The organism is Photorhabdus aegyptia (assembly GCF_000612035.1).
GTDB classification, from domain to species: Bacteria; Pseudomonadota; Gammaproteobacteria; order Enterobacterales; family Enterobacteriaceae; genus Photorhabdus; species Photorhabdus akhurstii.
This window is the reverse complement of the sequence record NZ_JFGV01000014.1, coordinates 16,997-38,137: the sequence shown is the minus strand read 5'-3', so window position 1 is coordinate 38,137 and position 21,141 is coordinate 16,997. Positions and strand designations below refer to the sequence as shown.

Annotated in this window: 20 protein-coding genes; 13 read left to right on the top strand and 7 right to left on the bottom strand. The window is 41.6% G+C overall.

Annotated elements, in window-relative coordinates; translation table 11 throughout:
- Window positions 1-529 precede the first annotated feature (529 nt).
- From BA1DRAFT_RS06210 to oppF, 6 genes are all read left to right on the top strand, one after another.
- Entirely contained in the window at window positions 530-2,173 is a 1,644-nt protein-coding gene (locus BA1DRAFT_RS06210) for an ABC transporter substrate-binding protein (RefSeq protein WP_036777145.1), read from the top strand.
- 131 nt (window positions 2,174-2,304) lie between these two features.
- Window positions 2,305-3,945: an oligopeptide ABC transporter substrate-binding protein OppA gene (oppA, locus tag BA1DRAFT_RS06205; protein ID WP_036777144.1), complete on the top strand. Its 1,641-nt coding sequence runs from the start codon at window positions 2,305-2,307 to the stop codon at window positions 3,943-3,945.
- An 85-nt stretch (window positions 3,946-4,030) separates the two neighbouring features.
- Window positions 4,031-4,951 carry an oligopeptide ABC transporter permease OppB gene (oppB, locus tag BA1DRAFT_RS06200; RefSeq protein ID WP_036777141.1) on the top strand — a complete coding sequence of 307 codons (921 nt, stop codon included), beginning with the start codon at window positions 4,031-4,033 and terminating at the stop codon, window positions 4,949-4,951.
- 14 nt (window positions 4,952-4,965) lie between these two features.
- Window positions 4,966-5,874, top strand: coding sequence for an oligopeptide ABC transporter permease OppC (oppC, locus tag BA1DRAFT_RS06195; RefSeq protein WP_036777138.1), 909 nt, complete (start codon window positions 4,966-4,968; stop codon window positions 5,872-5,874).
- Between the two features lie 9 nt (window positions 5,875-5,883).
- Entirely contained in the window at window positions 5,884-6,882 is a 999-nt protein-coding gene (oppD, locus tag BA1DRAFT_RS06190) for an ABC transporter ATP-binding protein (RefSeq protein WP_036777136.1), read from the top strand.
- Entirely contained in the window at window positions 6,879-7,880 is a 1,002-nt protein-coding gene (gene oppF / locus BA1DRAFT_RS06185) for a murein tripeptide/oligopeptide ABC transporter ATP binding protein OppF (protein WP_036777134.1), read from the top strand. The genes oppD and oppF overlap by 4 nt, the downstream gene beginning before the upstream one ends.
- Before the next feature lie 197 nt (window positions 7,881-8,077).
- On the opposite strand, the gene BA1DRAFT_RS06180 is transcribed toward oppF, so the two are convergent.
- Complete coding sequence (locus BA1DRAFT_RS06180; RefSeq protein WP_036777132.1) at window positions 8,078-8,407, bottom strand: HI1450 family dsDNA-mimic protein; 330 nt, start codon at window positions 8,405-8,407, stop codon at window positions 8,078-8,080.
- Window positions 8,408-8,518: 111 nt separating this feature from the next.
- Entirely contained in the window at window positions 8,519-9,979 is a 1,461-nt protein-coding gene (gene cls, locus BA1DRAFT_RS06175) for a cardiolipin synthase (RefSeq protein ID WP_036777130.1), read from the bottom strand.
- A 247-nt stretch (window positions 9,980-10,226) separates the two neighbouring features.
- Here cls and BA1DRAFT_RS06170 point away from each other — a divergent pair, with 247 nt between their 5' ends.
- A complete protein-coding gene (locus BA1DRAFT_RS06170; RefSeq protein WP_036777128.1) occupies window positions 10,227-10,409 on the top strand; it encodes a YciY family protein in 183 nt (60 codons plus the stop codon).
- A gap of 102 nt (window positions 10,410-10,511) precedes the next feature.
- Complete coding sequence (gene tonB, locus BA1DRAFT_RS06165; RefSeq protein WP_051560681.1) at window positions 10,512-11,192, top strand: TonB system transport protein TonB; 681 nt, start codon at window positions 10,512-10,514, stop codon at window positions 11,190-11,192.
- A 192-nt stretch (window positions 11,193-11,384) separates the two neighbouring features.
- Here tonB and yciA read toward each other — a convergent pair whose 3' ends face one another.
- Together yciA and BA1DRAFT_RS06155 are read right to left on the bottom strand one after the other, a co-directional pair.
- Window positions 11,385-11,816: an acyl-CoA thioester hydrolase YciA gene (gene yciA / locus BA1DRAFT_RS06160; protein ID WP_036777127.1), complete on the bottom strand. Its 432-nt coding sequence runs from the start codon at window positions 11,814-11,816 to the stop codon at window positions 11,385-11,387.
- Between the two features lie 77 nt (window positions 11,817-11,893).
- Window positions 11,894-12,430, bottom strand: a complete 537-nt coding sequence (locus tag BA1DRAFT_RS06155) for a septation protein A (RefSeq protein WP_036777126.1) — start codon at window positions 12,428-12,430, stop codon at window positions 11,894-11,896.
- A gap of 224 nt (window positions 12,431-12,654) precedes the next feature.
- Between BA1DRAFT_RS06155 and BA1DRAFT_RS06150 the strand changes: the two genes are divergently transcribed.
- The 4 genes from BA1DRAFT_RS06150 to BA1DRAFT_RS06135 all read left to right on the top strand — a co-directional run bounded on the left by BA1DRAFT_RS06150 (window position 12,655) and on the right by BA1DRAFT_RS06135 (window position 17,095).
- Window positions 12,655-14,385: a SulP family inorganic anion transporter gene (locus BA1DRAFT_RS06150; protein ID WP_036777125.1), complete on the top strand. Its 1,731-nt coding sequence runs from the start codon at window positions 12,655-12,657 to the stop codon at window positions 14,383-14,385.
- Between the two features lie 224 nt (window positions 14,386-14,609).
- The gene (locus BA1DRAFT_RS06145; protein WP_036777240.1) at window positions 14,610-15,011 is read left to right on the top strand and encodes an HVO_A0114 family putative DNA-binding protein; all 402 of its coding nucleotides are present in this window, start codon (window positions 14,610-14,612) and stop codon (window positions 15,009-15,011) included.
- Between the two features lie 400 nt (window positions 15,012-15,411).
- Window positions 15,412-15,969, top strand: coding sequence for an Ail/Lom family outer membrane beta-barrel protein (locus BA1DRAFT_RS06140; RefSeq protein ID WP_036777124.1), 558 nt, complete (start codon window positions 15,412-15,414; stop codon window positions 15,967-15,969).
- 577 nt (window positions 15,970-16,546) lie between these two features.
- Complete coding sequence (locus BA1DRAFT_RS06135) at window positions 16,547-17,095, top strand: Ail/Lom family outer membrane beta-barrel protein (protein WP_036777123.1); 549 nt, start codon at window positions 16,547-16,549, stop codon at window positions 17,093-17,095.
- Between the two features lie 160 nt (window positions 17,096-17,255).
- On the opposite strand, the gene BA1DRAFT_RS06130 is transcribed toward BA1DRAFT_RS06135, so the two are convergent.
- On the bottom strand, window positions 17,256-18,026 hold the full coding sequence (locus tag BA1DRAFT_RS06130) for a YciC family protein (protein WP_036777121.1): 771 nt from the start codon (window positions 18,024-18,026) through the stop codon (window positions 17,256-17,258).
- Window positions 18,027-18,466: 440 nt separating this feature from the next.
- Here BA1DRAFT_RS06130 and ompW point away from each other — a divergent pair, with 440 nt between their 5' ends.
- Complete coding sequence (gene ompW / locus BA1DRAFT_RS06125; RefSeq protein WP_036777119.1) at window positions 18,467-19,108, top strand: outer membrane protein OmpW; 642 nt, start codon at window positions 18,467-18,469, stop codon at window positions 19,106-19,108.
- Between the two features lie 36 nt (window positions 19,109-19,144).
- On the opposite strand, the gene trpA is transcribed toward ompW, so the two are convergent.
- Window positions 19,145-19,951: a tryptophan synthase subunit alpha gene (trpA, locus tag BA1DRAFT_RS06120; protein WP_036777118.1), complete on the bottom strand. Its 807-nt coding sequence runs from the start codon at window positions 19,949-19,951 to the stop codon at window positions 19,145-19,147.
- A complete protein-coding gene (gene trpB, locus BA1DRAFT_RS06115) occupies window positions 19,951-21,141 on the bottom strand; it encodes a tryptophan synthase subunit beta (protein ID WP_036777116.1) in 1,191 nt (396 codons plus the stop codon). The genes trpA and trpB overlap by 1 nt, the downstream gene beginning before the upstream one ends.

The following is a 21,141-nucleotide window of genomic DNA, read 5'->3' as shown; positions in this document are numbered from 1 at the left end:
TTTCTTTCTGGTGAAATTACAAATTATAATATTCTTATCATTTTTATTATAAAGCTTATATCATAGGCTTTTCCTGCTTCTTTTGCCGGTACTCCCTGAATTTTATACAAATAACCTAATATTTTTCTAAATTATTCTTCCCTATTAGCTCTATGTGTAACTGGTTGCTTCCACCATTGTTTTGTGATGAATGTAGGTTTTTAATTTGTATTGATTGCAATTTGTTAAAATTATGTTTATTTTCATCTTTGGTCTAGCTTTGTTTACTATTTTAGTTAAGTTTAAAATTGGTAATTTTATACATATCAATTAGTTATAATGGTTATTGGCGTGTTTTATCAATTAATGTAATAGGTCACACTAAGTTGTTTGTAAGGATGATTTTTGCAATATGAGAGCGATATTTTAACGACTGATATGATAAGTCCGCTTTAATATTTAATCCGTTACTTTGGGCTAAATAATGTGAAGATCCCGGCCTTGATGGGATATGTGGAATGAGCAAGCCCATCAAACTGGAGGGGAAAAAATGAAGATCAAACAATTAAAATTATATAAGTTTATTTCCTGTATATTTTTATTATCAGCGTTTCTTGTTACAGCCGTGTCTGCCGTTGAACTTCCAGATGGTGTGAAACTTGCGGATAAACAGCAAATTATTATTAATAATGGCGCGGAAGTTGCTTCGCTTGATCCACATAAAGTTGAAGGTGTACCAGAAACCAACATTATTCTTAATCTCTTGGAAGGGCTAGTGAGTACCGGCCCTGAGGGAGAAATCGTGCCAGGTGTTGCCACCCGTTGGGAAAATCAGGATTACAAGGTATGGACGTTTTATCTGCGTGATAATGCTAAATGGAGTGATGGAGCGCCGGTCACTGCCCACGATTTTGTTTATAGCTGGCAGCGATTAGCTGATCCAAAAGTGGGTTCACCTTATGCCAGCTATCTTCAATATGCTTACGTTGAAAATATTAGTGATGTTCTAAAGGGTAAAAAATCGCCTGATCAGTTGGGGGTAAAAGCGCTGGATGATCATCGTTTGCAGGTGACTCTGACGCACCCCGTGCCTTATTTCGTAAGTATGCTCAGTCATACGGCAATGAAACCCGTCAAAAAGGATGTGGTCGAAAAGTTAGGCAATAAATGGACGCTGCCAGAAAACTATGTCGGTAATGGGGCGTATTCGTTGAAAGAGTGGGTGGTCAATGAGCGGATAGTGATCGAACGCAATCCTCGATATTGGAATAATGCAAAAACAGTTATTGGTCAAGCGACTCTCTTACCCCTTCAATCTGAAACCAGTGATATTAACCGCTATCGTAGTGGAGAGGTAAATATCACCAATAGCGCCATTCCGCCGACTCTGTATCAGAAAATGAAAAAAGATATCCCCGATCAGGTTCGCGTCAGCCCTTACCTTTGTACGTTTTATTACGAAATTAACAATAAAAAACCGCCGTTTACTGATGTCAGAGTCCGTGAAGCCGCCAAGTTAAGTCTCGACAGGGAGATTATTGCGGGGAAAATTATGGGGCAGGGGCAAATACCAGCTTATGGTTTTACGCCAACATTTATTGGTGGCGGCGATTTTGTTAAGCCAGAATGGGCTAACTGGACACAGGAGCAGCGTAATAAACGAGCGAGAGAATTGTTGGCTCAGGCCGGCTTTAATCAGACGAATCCATTGAAGTTCACATTGTTATACAACACCTCTGAGCAAAACAAACAGCAGGCTATTGCCGCCGCTTCCATGTGGAAAAAGAATCTGGGAGCGGATGTGATTTTGCAGAATCAGGAATGGAAAACTTCTCTTGAAAGCCGCCATCAGGGGAATTACGAGGTGACCAGAGCAACCTGGTGCGCGGATTACAATGAACCTACAGCGTTTTTAAACATGTTGCTGTCAGACAGCAGTAATAACACAACTTTCTATCAGAATAAAAATTTTGATAGCTATCTGGAGCAGGCATTAATCGCTAAGGACGCTATTGAGCGTAAGAAACTATACCAACAAGCTGAGTCTCAACTGGATAAAGACTCGGTGCTGATTCCCGTTTATTACCGGGTGAGTGTACGGCTTGTTAGCCCATCAGTGGGAGGGTTTTCAGGGAAAGACCCATTGGATTATATGGATATTAAGCGACTGTATATGAAAAAAATTAAACAGTAGCTTTATTCAAAAGAGTTACTGAGATCCTGCAAACAAAATCGTTCCTTTTGTATGCGGGTAGTAATCCACCCCTTATTTCTGGGCCGTCGGCTGATAACAAATCTGACGGTATAAAATTGGAGTAGAAAAAGATGATAAACACAACGAAAAAGAGACTACTTACTGTCAGCATCAGCGCTGCACTGAGTATGGTAATGGCAAGTCAGGTCTTTGCTGCAAAAGTGCCTGATGGTGTTCAATTAGCTGATAAACAGGTTTTAGTCCGTAATAACGGCTCTGAACCGCAATCGTTAGATCCACATAAGATTGAAGGAGTGCCAGAATCACATTTGGCTCGCGATCTGTTTGAAGGTGTTGTCATCGTTGGCCCGAATGGCGAAATTTTGCCAGGTTCTGCGACCAGTTGGGAAAATAAAGACTTTACCGTCTGGACATTCCATATGCGTAAAGATTCTAAGTGGTCTAATGGCGATCCTGTCACGGCCCATGATTTTGTTTATAGTTGGCAACGTCTGGCCGATCCTAATACTGCTTCTCCCTATGAAAGTTACCTCCAGTATGCCCATATCACCAATATTGACGACATTATCGGTGGCAAAAAGAAACCAGATGCTCTGGGAGTAAAGGCGCTGGATGACTATACATTGCAGCTTACATTGAGCGAAGCGGTTCCTTATTTACCAAGGCTTTTGGCTCACTCTTCGATGGCGCCGGTGCATAAAGCTACGGTAGAAAAATATGGCGAAAAATGGACTCAGCCACAGAACTTTGTCGGTAATGGGGCTTATAAACTGAAAAATTGGATAGTCAACGAACGTATTGTAATGGAACGTAGCCCGACATACTGGGATAACAAAAATACTGTTATTGATCAGGTGACTTTCCTGCCAATTTCGTCAGAGGTTACGGATGTCAACCGTTATCGCAGTGGCGAAATTGATATGACTTATACCAATTTACCGATTGAACTGTTCCAGAAGCTGAAAAAGGAGATCCCGAACGAGTTGCACATTAACCCACAATTATGTACTTATTATTACGAAATTAATAACGAAAAACCCCCATTTAATGATCCCCGCGTCCGTACTGCACTGAAATTGTCTATGGATCGCGATATTGTGACCAATAAAGTAAAAGCACAGGGTGATATCCCTGCTTCCGGTTATACACCGCCGGTTACTGATGGTATGAAAGAGATGAAACCGGTGTGGTTTACTGGTTGGAGTCAGGAACAGCGCAACCAGGAGGCCAAAAAATTACTGGCGGAAGCAGGTTATAATAAAGATAACCCACTGAAATTTAACTTGCTTTATAACACTTCCGATCTGCATAAGAAAATTGCCATCGCGGTAGCTTCTATTTGGAAGAAAAATTTAGGTGCTGATGTTCGTTTAGAAAACCAAGAGTGGAAAACTTTCCTTGATACTCGACATCAAGGGAATTATGACGTGGCCCGTGCTGGCTGGTGTGCCGATTACAACGAACCTTCTTCATTCCTGAATTCAATGCTTTCTTATAGTAGTAATAACACGGCTCATTATAAGAGTGATGAGTTTGATAAACTGATGAAAGAATCTCTGAAAGTAGCAACAGATGATGAACGTGCTGCTGTTTACCAGCAAGCAGAAGCGCAGTTAGATAAAGATTCTGCTATTGTCCCCCTTTATTACTATGTGAATACCCGGTTAGTGAAGCCCTATGTTGGTGGCTATACAGGGAAAGATCCTTTGGATAATTTACACACCAAAGATTTTTATATTATCAAACACTAATCGTTGTAAAGCAGCCCGGAAAGGGCTGCTTTAGTGCCAAATTATTTTAAGGCCAGGGTTAAGGGCCAACACATAGGAACGGGCGATGCTTAAGTTTATTTTACGCCGTTGTTTAGAGGCGATCCCGACACTTTTTATTCTTATCACTATTTCGTTTTTCATGATGCGGCTGGCGCCAGGCAGCCCATTTACCGGCGAGCGGAAATTGCCGCCAGAAGTGATGGCAAACATTGAAGCGAAATATCATTTGAATGACCCAATTTATAAACAATATTTTGATTACTTAATTCAACTCACTAAAGGAGATTTCGGGCCTTCTTTTAAATATAAGGACTACTCGGTTAACGATCTCGTCGCAACAGCGTTTCCAGTATCGGCTAAATTAGGGGCTTCGGCATTTATCATGGCGGTTGTCTTGGGGGTCAGCGCCGGGGTTATTGCTGCACTTAACCAAAATACCAAGTGGGATTATACGGTGATGGGATTCGCCATGACGGGGGTTGTTATCCCAGGTTTTGTTGTAGCGCCGTTGTTAGTACTGGGGTTTGCTATTCATCTTAAATGGTTGCCGGGAGGAGGTTGGAATGGCGGTGCGCCAAAATATATGATTTTACCGATGGTAGCACTCTCTTTGGCCTATATCGCCAGTATCTCCCGTATTACCCGTAGTTCGATGATAGAAGTGTTGCACTCTAACTTTATCCGTACTGCGCGTGCCAAGGGTTTACCATTACGTGTCATCATTTTCCGCCATGCTTTAAAGCCCGCATTGTTACCGGTTATCTCTTATATGGGGCCTGCTTTTGTCGGCATTATTACCGGTTCGATGGTGATTGAAACGATCTTCGGGTTGCCGGGAATAGGGCAGTTGTTTGTTAATGGCGCATTGAACCGTGATTATTCGTTAGTGTTAAGTCTGACTATTTTAGTTGGTAGTTTGACTATTTTTTTCAATGCGATTGTTGATGTGTTGTACGCTGTTATCGATCCGAAGATTCGTTATTAAGACTGGAGCACGCAATGATAGTTAATAAACAAAACAGCGAAGCTCTGGAAAATTTCTCTGAGCAATTAGAAATTGAAGGGCGTAGTTTGTGGCAGGATGCACGACGTCGTTTTATTCACAATCGGGCAGCGATTGCCAGTTTGTGTCTGCTATCTTTGATTACCTTGTTTGTGATCCTGGCGCCGATGTTAGCTCAATTCACATATGACGATACTGATTGGGCCATGATGTCGATGCCACCTGATTCTGAGTCAGGTCACTATTTTGGTACAGATTCTTCTGGACGTGATTTGCTGGTGCGTGTTGCCATTGGAGGACGCATTTCGTTGATGGTTGGGATTGCAGCCGCTTTGGTGGCGGTAGTCGTCGGAACCTTATATGGATCATTATCTGGTTATTTGGGTGGAAAAATAGACTCAGTAATGATGCGTCTGCTGGAAATTTTGAACTCATTTCCATTCATGTTCTTTGTGATTCTGTTGGTGACCTTCTTCGGACAGAATATTTTTTTGATATTTGTCGCTATCGGTATGGTGTCATGGCTGGATATGGCGCGTATTGTCCGTGGTCAGACATTGAGCCTAAAACGTAAGGAATTTATTGAGGCGGCGCTGGTGTGTGGTGTATCAACCCGTCATATTGTGCTGCGTCATATTGTCCCTAATGTATTGGGAGTGGTGGTGGTTTATGCATCTTTATTAGTGCCGAGTATGATTCTGTTTGAATCGTTTCTTAGCTTTCTGGGATTGGGAACTCAAGAACCGTTAAGTAGTTGGGGTGCATTATTAAGCGATGGTGCGAATTCGATGGAGGTTTCCCCGTGGTTGCTGTTGTTTCCTGCCGGTTTTCTGGTGGTGACACTGTTTTGTTTTAACTTTATCGGCGATGGCTTGCGTGATGCCCTCGATCCGAAAGATCGTTAAGGAGGTAACATGGACAGCGTTAAAAACCAGAAAAGTTCTGAACCGTTGTTAATTGTTAAAGAATTGGACGTGACTTTTAGTACCCCAGATGGCGATGTTACAGCGGTGAACAAGCTAAATTTTGATTTACGCGCAGGGGAAACATTAGGAATTGTAGGGGAGTCCGGTTCTGGCAAATCACAAACTGCTTTCGCTTTGATGGGGCTACTTGCCAGAAACGGTAAGATTGGCGGTTCCGCTATTTTTAATGGCAGGGAAATTCTTAACCTTGAAGAAAAACAGCTTAACCGCATGAGAGCGGAAGAGATATCAATGATATTTCAGGACCCAATGACATCTCTCAATCCCTATATGCGTATCGGCGATCAACTGACAGAAGTATTGATGTTGCATAAGCATATGAGTAAAAGTGAGGCATACCTTGAATCGCTTCGGATGCTGGATGCCGTCAAAATGCCAGAAGCGCTTAAGCGAATGCGAATGTATCCGCATGAATTTTCCGGTGGAATGCGTCAGCGTGTGATGATCGCGATGGCGTTGTTATGTCGACCAAAATTATTGATTGCTGACGAACCGACAACCGCACTTGATGTCACAGTTCAGGCTCAGATTATGACCCTACTGAATGAGCTGAAACGGGAATTTAATACCGCGATTATTATGATTACTCACGATTTGGGGGTGGTTGCCGGTATTTGTGACAAAGTGTTGGTGATGTATGCGGGGAGAACGATGGAATATGGCTCAGCTCGTGAAGTGTTTTATCAACCAACCCATCCTTATTCTATAGGTCTGCTTAGTGCTGTTCCTCGTCTTGATGGTGATGAAGCATCGTTGACGACTATTCCCGGAAATCCGCCTAATTTATTACGATTGCCGAAAGGGTGTCCGTTTCAGCCACGCTGTCAGTTTTCAGTAGGCCGTTGTGTAGATTGTGAACCGGGGTTAGAGACATTTGGCAACGGGCGTTTGCGAGCTTGCTTTAAGGCACCGGAGGAATTGGCATGAGCCAGATTGAAGAAAGACGTGTGCTGCTGGAAGTAGCAGATCTAAAAGTTTACTTTGACATCAAAGATGGCAAACAGTGGTTCTGGCAACCAACAAAATCCTTGAAAGCGGTTGATGGCGTTACATTAAGGTTATATGAAGGGGAAACTCTTGGTGTGGTTGGTGAATCCGGTTGCGGTAAATCGACTTTTGCTCGTGCAATTATCGGATTGGTCAAGTCTTCTGGTGGTTCAGTAACTTGGTTGGGAAAAAGCCTGCTGGATATGGATGATAAACAGTGGCGGGAGATTCGCAGTGATATCCAGATGATATTCCAGGACCCATTAGCATCCTTAAACCCACGAATGACGATTGGTGATATTATCGCTGAGCCACTGCGCACTTATCATCCAAAGATGAAAGAGCCGGAAATGAAAGAGCGGGTAAAAACAATGATGATGAAAGTTGGATTACTGCCGAATCTGATTAACCGTTATCCGCATGAATTCTCTGGGGGTCAGTGTCAACGTATCGGGATTGCTCGTGCGCTTATTCTTGAACCTAAGTTGGTGATTTGTGATGAGCCGGTATCCGCACTTGATGTATCCATTCAGGCTCAGGTAGTGAACCTGTTGCAGGAATTACAACGGGAAATGGGGCTGTCGCTAATTTTTATCGCCCATGATTTGGCGGTGGTTAAGCATATATCTGATCGCGTATTGGTGATGTATCTTGGGCATGCGGTGGAATTGGGCACTTATGATGAGGTTTACCATAATCCACAGCATCCTTATACCAAAGCGTTGATGTCAGCAGTGCCGGTACCTGATCCAGATAAAGAACGAAATAAACACATTGAATTGTTGGAAGGTGAATTGCCGTCACCCATCAATCCGCCATCAGGATGTGTTTTCCGTACTCGTTGTCCAATGGCAGATCCTGAATGTGCTAAAACACGGCCATTGATGGAAGGAAGTTTCCGCCATGCGGTGTCTTGTTTAAAGGTTGATCCATTGTAGTTAAGGTTAATCGATTGTAGTTACTGAGGAATATTGTAGTTACTGAGGAATATTGTAGTTATTGAAGAATATTGTAAGGCATTAAATGTGAGAGTTACTTTTTGGGTTTTGTGTTGGGATTCAGACCTGCATCAAAACGGGTAGCTCTCACTCTTTGAATAAAAAAATAGCAGATAAAATCACTGACCTTAAATTTTTCAATCTTTCCACAAAATATGGTAAATCGGGTGAGATTTTTCCCGGCAAATAAGGATGCGAGCGAAAACATCGTTGATCTCGGCATCTTCAGATTCTGCTAGCCCGATAATCACTTCGGCAAAAAAATCAGGATTCGGATAAAAATCCACGAGTCCAAGCCACTCATCAGAAGGGGGCAGTAATTCTGCGCCGCCACGTACTTCGAATTGTAAACTAAACAGTAGAATATCCGCGGGATCGAGGTTAGATGAAGCCAGTTCAAGAAAGATGTCATAGGCTTTCTCAAGGGTTTCATCTTCTGTCATTCGGTTATTGAGGTCTAAATCCATAGTTTGTGAGGATCTGTTGTCCATATTGATTTATTTGTAGGTCATGATGAAGAATTAAAACATGTTGCAGCGTTGATTGGTACCCCCGTCTTTACAAGACGAGGGTGTTGGTCACAGTAGTGGGCTAAAAAAGTAACAAATACGTTCAATTATACGATGCCACAAAGGGCGCTGTTCCCACTCCTTGGTTTCCAGCAATGTAGAATGGGCGATATAATCATATTGCACCAGTGTCAGATCATTACCAAAGTTTTCATCATCAATAACCACGGTAATTTCGAAATTTAGCCACAGGCTACGCATATCGAGATTCACTGAACCCACCATGCTGAGTTGACCATCAACTAAAACGCTTTTGGTATGTAGCAAGCCATCTTCAAACTGGTAAATCTTAACACCGGCATTTAACAATTCAGCAAAAAATGCACGGCTTGCCCAACGAACTAAGAAGAAATTATTTCTGCGTGGAACGATAATAATAACTTCAACCCCTCGTAAGGCTGCGGTGCAAATAGCATTTATCAGGTCATCACTGGGAACAAAATAAGGGGTAGTTAAAATCAGTTGCTTACGGGCAGAGAAAATAGCCGTCATTAAAGATTGTTGAATCAATTCCTCGGGGAATCCAGGGCCGGATGCAATAACCTGAGTTGTGTGCCCACTGGCCTGTTCAAATGGCATAATATTGCTATCCGGTGATGGCGGAAAAATACGTTGACCTGTTTCCATTTCCCAGTCACAAGCGTAAATAACCCCCATAGTCGTGGTGACTGGTCCTTCCATGCGCACCATGATATCGATCCATTGCCCTACGCCGGCATCTTGTTTAAAGAAGCGCGGATCGACCATATTCATACTGCCGGCATAAGAAATATAATCATCTATCAAGATAATTTTACGATGCTGGCGCAAATCCATTCGGCGTAGAAATAGGCGGAATATGTTGACCGGCAAAGCTTCAACAAATTCAATTCCCGCCTGGCGCATGATATCCGGGTATTGGCTACGGCAATATAACCAGCTACCGGCTGAATCCACCATAATACGGCATCTGACGCCTCGGTGTGCTGCGGCCATAAGAGCATCAGTCACTTGTTCAACTAAGCCGCCGGATTGCCAGATGTAAAACACCATATCAATGCTGTGTTTGGCATTCTCAATATCTTTGATAATGGTTTTCAGTGAATGGTCATAGGTTGTCAGCAATTGGATCTTATTGCCTTTAACGCCTTCAAGCCCTTGCCGTCGTTCGCAAAGCTGGAATAAAGGTGTCGCGACTTCGCTATTTTCCGTGGCGAAGATATGACGAGATTTACGTAGTTCTTCAAGCCATACGGTTGTTGAAGGCCACATGGCTTTTGCTTGTTCAACTCTGCGTTTTCCCAAATGCAGCTCACCGAACGACAGGTAAGCGATGATTCCAACTAAGGGAAGAATATAAATAATCAACAGCCAGGTCATAGCGGAGGTGACCGGCCGACGCTTTATCAGAATGCGTAAGGTGATACTGGCAACAATCAGCCAATAAAAGAAAATAGCAAGCCAACTTAGGACGGAATAAAAGGTTGTCATATTCGGCAATCAATCCTGTTTTGTTCAGATATCTTTGGTGGCGTTTGACACGGTTTCCTCAAGACACGGGATATAAACGATCTAATTAACCCGATGAATTTACCAAAAAATCGGCAAATATACTGCAAGCATCATACTTGATATTGGTCATTTCGCATTATTGATATAAAAAGTACTATCCAGATACGCCTTGGATATCTTTTTTAAAGGCTTATAATGAGCGTGATATTTTTATAGGTATGACTTTATGAAACGTAGTCGGAATGAAGTAGGGCGGTGGCGGATGTTACGCCAGAATTCTAACCGTCGGCGCCGTTGGCTGGAAGGGCAATCAAGACGTAATTTACGCATTTATTCACTACGTAAATTAAATGGTTATAAACAGCGTCGGGCTTTATTGTTTGTTCAGCATGGCGAATGGATACATTGAAAAAATAATATTTTTGGCCTTATATTCACGCTCACCTACAATCTTTATTGAATATGATTGCTATTTGCATTTAAACTAGCAGTCATTCGAGGATTGACTATTATGCTGCTAATCAAGAATTCCCTTATGCGCTGGATACGTTGGCCAATATTGTTATCAGTTTGTTTGCACATTTCTATTGCTGCCGCCCTTTTTTGTTCTGCAATGCCGGAAAAACAGTCTGATGTTGCACTTATGTCTGTCGCTATGATTCAGTTAGCGGCTGAAGAAGCTCCTGTTTCGGAGCCGGCAGCGCCTGAGCCTGAATCAGAGCCGGAGGAACCGGAACCTGTTCCGGAGCCGGTAATTCCAAAACCAGAGGTGAAGAAACCGAAACCAGAAGTGAAGAAGAAGGTTGTTAAAAAGCAATCTGAACCCGTTGAAAAGAGAGCTGAACAACCGGAAAAACCGCAGTTTAATCAGAATGCGTTGGCTAACCGTACTGATAATAATCAGAATAAACCGGTGGTTAAACCGCAGAATGGGCCAAGGGCATTAAGTAAAGCGTTACCTGTCTACCCATCCAGAGCTTCAGCATTGGGTACCGAAGGCTATGTAAAAGTCAAATATGATATTGATGAAGATGGACGGGTAAAAAATATAGAAGTCATTGGCGCTAATCCACCCAATGTTTTTGAAAGGGAGGTGAAAAAAGCGATGAGAAAATGGCGCTATGAAAAAATACCTGCGGTTGGTTATATCACAACCGTCGAATTCAAAATTACGGGTATATCTCAATCCTGATTGTCGGGGAAATGGAAATAAAAAAGGAGCCTGATTAACACGCTCCTTTTTCCATTAATAATTATACCCGTTATCTTTCAAGTTGCCTCTTTGTTGGCTTCACTCGCTCACCCCGGTCACATAGTTCTCTATGCTCCCGGGGATTCTCTCCCTTGCCGTCGCGATGCATCTTGAAATCCATAGGGTATAGCCTTATTCGCTAGTGCTGCTGGCGAGTTGAAAGTGGGTTTTGCCTTCTGGCAATCGACGAGAGGTATTATCTTCATTAACCGCAACATAAGTGAATACTGCTTCGGTTGCACGATAGCGTTGACCGACAGGTTCAGAGGAGACTTTCTTCACCCAGACTTCGATGTTGATGGTAATCGAACTGTTACCGGTTTTGAGACAATGTGCATAGCAGCAGACGACATCACCAACGGCGACAGGTTTGAGGAAAGTAATACCATCTACTCTGACAGTGACAACACGGCCTTCCGCAATTTCTTTTGCCAGAATTGCACCACCAATATCCATTTGTGACATTAACCATCCACCAAAAATATCTCCATTGGCGTTGGTATCAGCGGGCATAGCCAGTGTGCGGAGGACTAACTCTCCGTTAGGTAATTGTTGTTGTGTCATTGAAAACTTTACTTTATTTGATGAAAAAACAATACCTGCCTACAGACGATAGCAGGCAGGTATCCATTTGAATGGGGTTACTTCTGTTCGCGTGGCAGGTGACGGTAAATATATACTACACTGAGCACGGTGAAAACTAGAGTCAGGGCAGTCAGACCAAATACTTTAAAATTAACCCAGACATCTTGTGGCAACCAGAATGCGACATAAATATTAGCCAGTGCACAGGCGGTAAAAAACAGAGCCCATGCCATATTGAGTTTGTTCCAAACAAAATCGGGTAAAACTAACTCTTTTCCTAGCATTTTCTGAATCAGAGGTTTTTTCATAAACCATTGGCTGCCTAGCAGGGCTAGTGCGAATAATGCATAGATCACTGTCACTTTCCATTTGATAAAGAGATCACTGTGGAAAGCTAAAGTTAGAGTACCGAAAACAGCCACCATGATAAAAGTAATCAGAGAGGATTTCTCTACTTTCCGGTAGATGAAATAAGTAATAGCGACAGCTAAACCGGTGGCGGCGATCAGCGCTCCAGAAGCGTAGAAAATATCATACATCTTGTATACGACAAAAAAGACGACTAAAGGTAGAAAGTCTAAAAGTTGTTTCATATTTGAACCTATTGTAATTCCGGCGTTTAATTGTCATCCGACTTTAGTCATTGAATGAACTAGCAGCAACAGTATGGTCTTATCTCTCAATAAAAAAGGTTTTTATCGATCGGTTTCGCATAATTCTATCATAAAGAGCGGAGTAATTAACTTCCGGTTGTCAGTGGGCATATAACGCAGCATTATAGCTAAAACCCGTTGAAAAATAAGAGGGCATAAACCAGATGCAGTGGAAAAAACTACAGCGTTGGATGCCAGGGTTGGGCAATTTTTCTCATTATCGCAAGGAATGGTTTAGTCATGATTTAAGAGCCGGGCTTTCTGTCGCCGCGGTTGCTCTGCCGGTTGCTATTGCTTATGCCGAATTGATGGGAATAAGTGCAATTATCGGTCTTTATGCATGTATTTTGCCCATGTTTGCTTATGCATTATTTGGTACCTCAAGACAATTGATTGTCGGGCCAGATGCAGCAACGTGTGCCGTTATTGCCGCGGCTGTCGCGCCATTGGTGTTTGATAATGAAGATGTCCGTTGGCAGCTTACGATCGTAATGACCTTAATGACCGGAATATGGTGTGTTCTCGCCAGTCACTTCCGATTAGGCGCGTTTGCTGATTTTCTTTCCAAACCGATCCTGAAAGGATTAATGAACGGTGTTGCATTGACAATCATTGTGGATCAGTTAGCTAAAGTCTTTGGTTTTGCTGGCGTCCCGGCGGGATTGATTGAACGGGTGATCGCATTACCTGCCAAGCTCATGAGTACACATTTACCGACGCTAGCAATGTCTGTTGCTACGGTGTTGATTTTGCTTATTGTGCGTTTCTTGCGTCCGACTTGGCCGGGGCCTTTGTTGGCAATGGTATTAACGACGTATGTAAGCTGGCAATTTGGTCTGGAGAAATATGGCATTCAGATTGTTGGTGGTGTCAGCGGTGGGGGATTACCTGTTGTGCCAATGCCCGATTTCCAGCCAGGCATTATGCGTGAGCTAGTTATTCCATCTTTGAACCTTGCTGTTATCAGTTTTGTCAGTTTTATGATGACGGCCCGTAGCTTTGCCAGTAAGAACGGTTATCAGATTGATGCAGATTGTGAACTTAGAGCTTTAGGCATTGCAAATATCGCTTCTGCTTTATCACAAGGATTTGCTGTCAGTGCTGCCAGTAGTCGTACTGCGGTTAATGATGCGATTGGTGGGAAAACGCAATTGGTTTCTGTTATCGCGGCGACTATTATTTTGCTGGTTTTGTTATTTATGACAAGTTTCCTGGCTTATATCCCGTTGTCATCGCTTGGTGTGGTGCTGATTTATTCGGCGTCGTCACTGTTGGATTTACGACGGATTTGGTCACTGAGGAAACGAAATCATCAGGCATTTACTTTATCACTATTTACATTAATTGCCGTGCTGGTGGTTGGCTTGATTAACGGTGTTGGTTTCGCCGTTTTGCTTGGTTTATTACAGTTTTTGCGAACTATATTCCGCCCGACAGATCAGCTCTTAGGGGTGAATGACCAAGGAATGATTCATTCAATTAATCATGGCAATGATATTAAACCAATAGATGGCGTAATGATGTATCGATTTAATTCACCATTGACTTACTTCAATGTCAGCTATTTTAAAAAGCGGGTGTTGCAGCATGTTGACAGGATTCAAAAACTTAACAAAACGCAAAAACGTCCGGGTTGGCTGGTTGTCGATGCGGCTGTGAGTTTTACCCATGATGATGTCAGTGTATTTGCCGCCATTGATGAGTTGATTAATGAATTGAAAGTAAGAGATATCACATTGGTGCTCGCCGGACGCCGGACAGAACTTACCCGTTGGATAAAACAGAATAAGCTGCAAAGTAGTGATGACGATCTGATTGTGGCGCCTGATCTCTATTTTGCGGTACGAATGATTCAAAGTAAGCCTGAATGGTACTCTAATTACGCTAAAAGATAATAATTTACAGTTGTTTGCTAGCTTGAATTTCATTAAGCAAAGACATATGATTAGATCATAACAACAAGGAGGTTTTAGTAATGCAATCGGATTCAGGTTTGGACGTCTTGCTTGGGTTGATAAAGGTGTTCCGTATGAATTTACTTCTGCATATCAGTTAATTGAGGATTTCTTTACTAAAATTGATGAAATTATCGCTGAACGCGAAAAAAGAGGGTAACACGATGAAAGCACTCATTGGCGTGATGAATGAAGAACTTATACGCAAGCGCACATTGGCTATTATTAAGGGTGAATATATTGTTCAACCTGATGAGCCTAAGATTTGGTTTACTTCCATGATTGCGCTTGCTCAAGTACTTAGCAGTGATAATATCGCGCTTCTGCGTCTTATCGATGAGCACAAACCAGAGACAATCGCAGAACTGGCTAATCTATCAGGAAGGAAACCAAGCAACTTGTCAGTCACATTAAAGACACTTAGCCGACATGGTTTTGTCACGCTTGAAAAAAGTAATAAAAGTGTAAAACCAAAGGCGCTGTTTACTGACTTTGAAATAAAAATTGAGCAGGAAATCAGTGAAAGGGTGATGTCATCTTGTGGGGCTAAAAATATAGCAGCTTGAAATAGTAAATTTAACACCATGTAAATGAATACAACGTAAACTTGTTTATAACTTTCAGCCTCATAGTTTTATCACTGTGAGGTCTGATTGAACGATTATTCAGCTATAATAGCGCGTTATTGAGATCAAACAATAAATGCGAGAAATAAAATAATCATATTGATAATTATAATTGAGGAAAATAGTTCTTAATTCCCGAACGTATGATTATTGACCGTCGATATTCTATTAACTGAGATATCAGATCCTGAATACCTGTATTATTTTAAGATTTCTTGTTAAAAAACAATATGATTGAAGCATTAAGTATTTAATACCACGTTACATTCTGTTTTTCGATAAGTATATTTTAACAAAGCAAATCATTATTACTTGTAAAATAACTATTTAGGACGTTCCAATGAAAAAGGCATTGATAGCCTCAGCAGTGGCAGTTGGTTTATCTGTATTCTCATTTGCAGCAAATGCTGGTGAACACACGATTTCGGGTGGTTATGCTCAGAGTCATGTGAAAGTTGATGGTGAAAAGCTTGATGAAAACCCAAAAGGTTTTAACCTGAAATATCGCTACGAGCTGGATAATAATTGGGGTGTTATTAGTTCATTCACGCTGACACATCAGGGTTATGATTTCTACGATTATGGCGGCAAAGTGGGTACGACTGATTTAGATTATTATTCTCTGATGGTTGGCCCTACATACCGCTTTAATGAGTATGTGAGTGTATACGGTCTGGTTGGTGCAGCACACCGGAAAGTAAAAGGTGAAACTTCTGCGTTGGGTGTTGCTAATGATTATGACTTTGACTATAAAGAAAGTAAGACCTCTGCTGCTTATGGTCTAGGATTGCAATTTAACCCTATGCCAAATTGGGTTATTGATGCATCTTATGAATATTCAAAACTGGGTGATTTTAAAGTAGGCACTTGGGTAATTGGTGCGGGTTATCGATTTTAAATAGTGTTTCCAGTGTAGTCGTTCCTTTAAAGGGAATTCAGTCCAGCTATTGCGATCTGTGCAATCTCATTAAGTGACTGAAGATAATAAATTAATGCTAGCACCAACTCTCTGTTAGCTTATTAGATAGTTTATTCATCAAGGCTGTCGAAATAATGAAGATAGAGAGTACGGATTTTCATCAGGGATTATTGAAACCGGATATATGTTTTTGACTACTGGTTTAGTGTCCATATATCTATTTAGTTGAAATTGTTAGTCCATGTTTAGCCATATAATCTGAAGATTATTCCTTTATTAGTTATCACTATTATTCTAGACAAAATTCCCTGTTGTAAAACAGGGAATTTTTTTGTTTTTATCTCAGCAGTGAAGTGATGAAATGTTAATAAGTACAAAAAAATCTGATTAAACTGGAAAAATTATCTTGCTCAGGATGAAAAGCAGTCATTGCCTTATCTTGTTAAACGGAAACTTAACAAAAAACGGGATTGAGTTGTTTTCTATTGGTTGCTGATAAATAATTGCGGTCCGTAATTAATATTTACTATATTTTATACAATATTAGGGATTTTCAATGAAAAGAGCATTGATAGCTTCAGTGGTAGCAGCAGGTTTATCTGTATTCGCATTTGCGGCAAATGCGGGTGAAAGCACGATTTCGGGTGGTTATGCTCAGAGTCATATGAAGTTTAAAGATAGTAAGATTGACGATCATCCAAAGGGCCTCAACTTAAAATACCGCTACGAATTGGATAATAATTGGGGCGTTATCAGCTCATTTACATATACATATTTGGGGTACGAGTTTTATAACGGTGGCCGAAAAGTAGGTAAAGCTGATATAGATTATTATTCTCTGATGGCGGGTCCTACATATCGTTTTAATGACTATGTTAGTGCATACGGTATGGTTGGTGCTGCACGTGGAAAGGCAAAGAGTGAAGCTTTTGTTTCAGGTTATGAAATTCCTGACTATAAAGGGAGTAAAACATCAGTGGCTTATGGTCTAGGATTACAGTTTAACCCTATGCCAAATTGGACTATTGATACATCCTATGAATATTCAAAACTGAATGACATTAAAATAGGCACTTGGGTAGTTGGTGTTGGTTATCGGTTCTAACCTAAATTCGCTAATTAGTATTTAATTAGCTCTCTTTGCTATAGAATTCCCTGTTGAAAAACAGGGAATTTTTTTGCATTTTAGATCAATCCAGATATAACAGCTTGTTCTGTTTATCCCCATAGTTTTATCACTATGGGGTTTTGTTTGAATAGCTACTTTATATTGATTTTTGTTGTGGAGAGGCAATTAGCATATACAACCGGAACAGATAAATCAGCAAAATAGCTGAAATGAGGTTATTGAATACACCAAGAATAATCCCTGCCATCTCGCTGTGAATGAATGTTAGGCGGTCAATAATAAATACCAGCAAGAGCCTTGCGGTCAGCCATAAAAGAATTGCCGGAACCAACAGACGAATATTAGCAAATGCCAGTTTCCAGCTTATTTTTATAGCAGCAAAAACGCCGCAACGCTCGGCAGTCATAATAACGGGTGATAAAGCCAGTGCGATCGACAAAATAATGCCGGGTACTAGCATCAGCATCAAGCCCAATTGAATTAGCAGGGTGCAGATAAGCAGTAATAGGAACAGTTTCGGCAATTGGTTTGCTGACAAACCAATTGCCTGTAATGAAGAAATACGGTTTCCCGCTGAAACTGCCGCGACCAGCGTCAGTACACCACCGACCAGCAGCACGCTGCCAATCATACTTGAGAAAATGGTCCCGATTCCCGCCCGCATGATCATTGACTGTTGCTCTGGGGTCATTTGAGACACCAGCTCCTGAATACCGGCCTTGCCTGAAGTGGCAAACGTGAATTCTGCTTCTGTCAGCAACTTCATCTGTTCGCTGTCAGGAATAAACAGGTGCCCCAATAAGGTGGTAACCAGAGCCGCCAGAACGGCCAGGGTCAGGGTACTTAACAGTTGATTTTTGAAAAAGTTAAAACTGTCACGGTACAGGGTATTCGCCGTGATTGGCATGAAGACAGCTCCTATCAGGTTAAACAACAATGCATAAGGGCTGATTGTACCTTGTTATGGGGAAATGTGGATAGTAGAAACGAGATGATACGGATAAATTAATGGTTAACTGTGATTGTTGATGGTAGAAAAAAGTTCTTCACATTATATTCTTAAGATAAAAATAAACATAAAATTAACCTTATTAAAACATAATGGAAATATTAATGATAAGGAAAGATAAAACATCGGAATGAATATATAAATAAAGGATTTCTAACTGATTAATAATAAATAAACTTTGATTTGGATCAATTTAAAATAATTCTTAATTGAAATAATAATATTGTAAATATGCGTTTTTACTGAAATTCTTTAAAAGATGTGATCTACCTTGGATCATGATTTTTAATATATGAGTATATTTTAATTGACTTTAAATCACAGGAATGGGATGAATAATGAAAAAAATTTCTGCATTTGTATTAGCAGCGGCAACTTTAGCACCATCATTTGCTTTTGCGCATGAAGCAGGTGATTTTATTTTCCGCACAGGTACTGCAACCGTAAGACCTAATACGGGTTCTGATAATGTATTAGGGGTGGGCTCTTTGAGTGCGGATAATAATACCCAGATGGGTTTAACCTTCAGTTATATGATTACCGATAATATTGGTTTTGAATTACTGGCAGGGACACCCTTCCAGCATCGGGTAAGTTTACCGGGTGTTGGTGATATTGCTAAAGTAAAACATCTACCGCCGACATTAATGGCGCAGTACTATTTCGGTTCTAAAGAAAGTAGTTTCCGCCCTTATGTTGGTGTTGGTTTGAACTATACCACTTTCTTTAACGAAAAATTCAATGGTAATTCGGCTGTTAAAGATAGTAACTTACATAGTCTGGACTTGAAGGATTCTTGGGGTGTTGCCGGGCAGGTTGGTCTGGATTATGAGTTAGATCAGAATTGGATGTTGAACGCCTCTGTATGGTGGGTAAACATTGAAACGGATGTGAAATTTAAAGCAGGTGATCAGCAATATAAAATTGATACCCGGCTAGATCCGTGGGTATTTATGTTTGGGGTTGGTTATCACTTTTAATAAAAAAATGGGGCAGATTTTGCCCCGTTTTTTGTATTAAAGTTGAGTGGCAGATTTCATTTTTGATACAAATTCAGCCAGTTTTTTCAGCATTATTTCTGGCTGAGAAAGATTTTCTTCGATAATTTTAACGACGGCAGATCCGGAAATGGCTCCCGCTGCGCCACTCGTTAATGTTTCTTTGACCTGCTCAGGTTCTGAAATCCCAAATCCCTGTAACGGTGGTGCCGCATGATATTCTCGTAGTTTATTGACTAAATGATTTAACGGTTTTTCACCTCGTCTTTCTGTACCGGTCACTCCTGCTCTTGATAATAAATAGGTATATCCGCGGCCATAAGAAGAAATTTCACGTAATAGTTCATCTTCCGCGTTGGGTGGGCAAATAAAAATAGGGGCAATACCATGTTTCATGGCTGCGGTACGGAATGGCCGTGATTCTGATATAGGAACATCTGCAACGAGAACCGAATCGACCTCTGCATCTTTACAACGACGGTAGAACTCGTCTATTCCATGATGAAAAACCAGGTTGGCATACATTAATAAACCGATAGGAATATCAGGATATTTTGCCCGAATTTTTGTTAATAGTTCAAAACAGACCGTGGGAGTCACATTTGAGGAGAAGGCGCGCAAATTAGCGTTCTGAATGGTTGGGCCGTCAGCCAGCGGATCAGAAAAAGGAATACTTAACTCAAGAGCGTCAGCACCACTTGCAATTAGAGTATCAATAATCTCCAGTGATAATTCCGGGGTTGGATCGCCTAATGTGACAAAGGGGACAAAAGCACCTTGTTTACGACTTTCCAGTTGTTTAAATAGCTGCTCGTAACGTTCCATTAGATTTCCCCTCTGGATTTTAAAATATCGTGGACAGTAAATATGTCTTTATCACCGCGACCGGATAGATTAACGATCAGTAATTGCTCTTTATCAGGAGCTTGATGGATCATTTTCAGAGCATAAGCCAGCGCATGAGAGGATTCGAGGGCTGGAATAATGCCTTCCTCGCGGGAAAGGGTTTTGAATGCTTCTAATGCTTCATCATCGGTGATAGAAACATAATCAGCCCGTCCAATATTGTTCAGATAGGCATGTTGAGGGCCAACGGAAGGGAAATCCAGACCGGCGGAAATAGAATAAGATTCTTCAATCTGGCCTTCATCTGTCTGCATCATTGGCGATTTCATACCAAAATAGATACCCAATTTGCCATGTTTCAGTGGAGCGCCATGTTTACCGGTTTCAATGCCGAGCCCGGCAGGTTCAATACCAATGAGGCGGACTGATGTTTCAGGAATAAATTCGGCAAACATGCCAATGGCATTGGAACCTCCACCAACACAGGCCAACACGGCATCGGGCAGGCGTCCCTCTTTTGCCAGAATTTGGGATTTGGCTTCTTCGCCGATCATACGCTGGAACTCTCGAACCATCGTCGGATACGGGTGGGGTCCAGCGGCAGTCCCTAATAAGTAGTGGGCTTTGTCGTAGCTGCCAGACCAATCACGTAATGCTTCATTGCAGGCATCTTTTAAAGTAGCAGAACCACTGTGAACCGGAATCACTTCGGCTCCCATCAGACGCATACGGAAAACATTAGGGGATTGGCGCTCCACATCTTTAGCGCCCATATAAATGCGGCATTTCATATTTAAAAGTGCACAGGTGAGGGCGGTTGCCACACCATGTTGACCAGCGCCGGTTTCTGCAATAATTTCGTTTTTGCCCATGCGTTTCGCCAATAATGCTTGACCAAGTACCTGATTGGTTTTATGAGCGCCGCCGTGTAATAGATCTTCACGTTTCAGATAAAGTCGGGTTTTGGTGCCTTTCGTCAGATTACGGCATAACGTTAATGCTGTTGGTCTGCCTGCATAATTTTTCAGTAGATCCTGAAATTCTTGCTGGAATTCGGGATCTTGCTGAGCGGCAATAAATGCGGCTTCTAATTGTTCAAGGGCTGGAATAAGGATCTGTGGTACAAATTGTCCACCGAAATCACCAAAATAGGGGTTAAGTTTACTCAT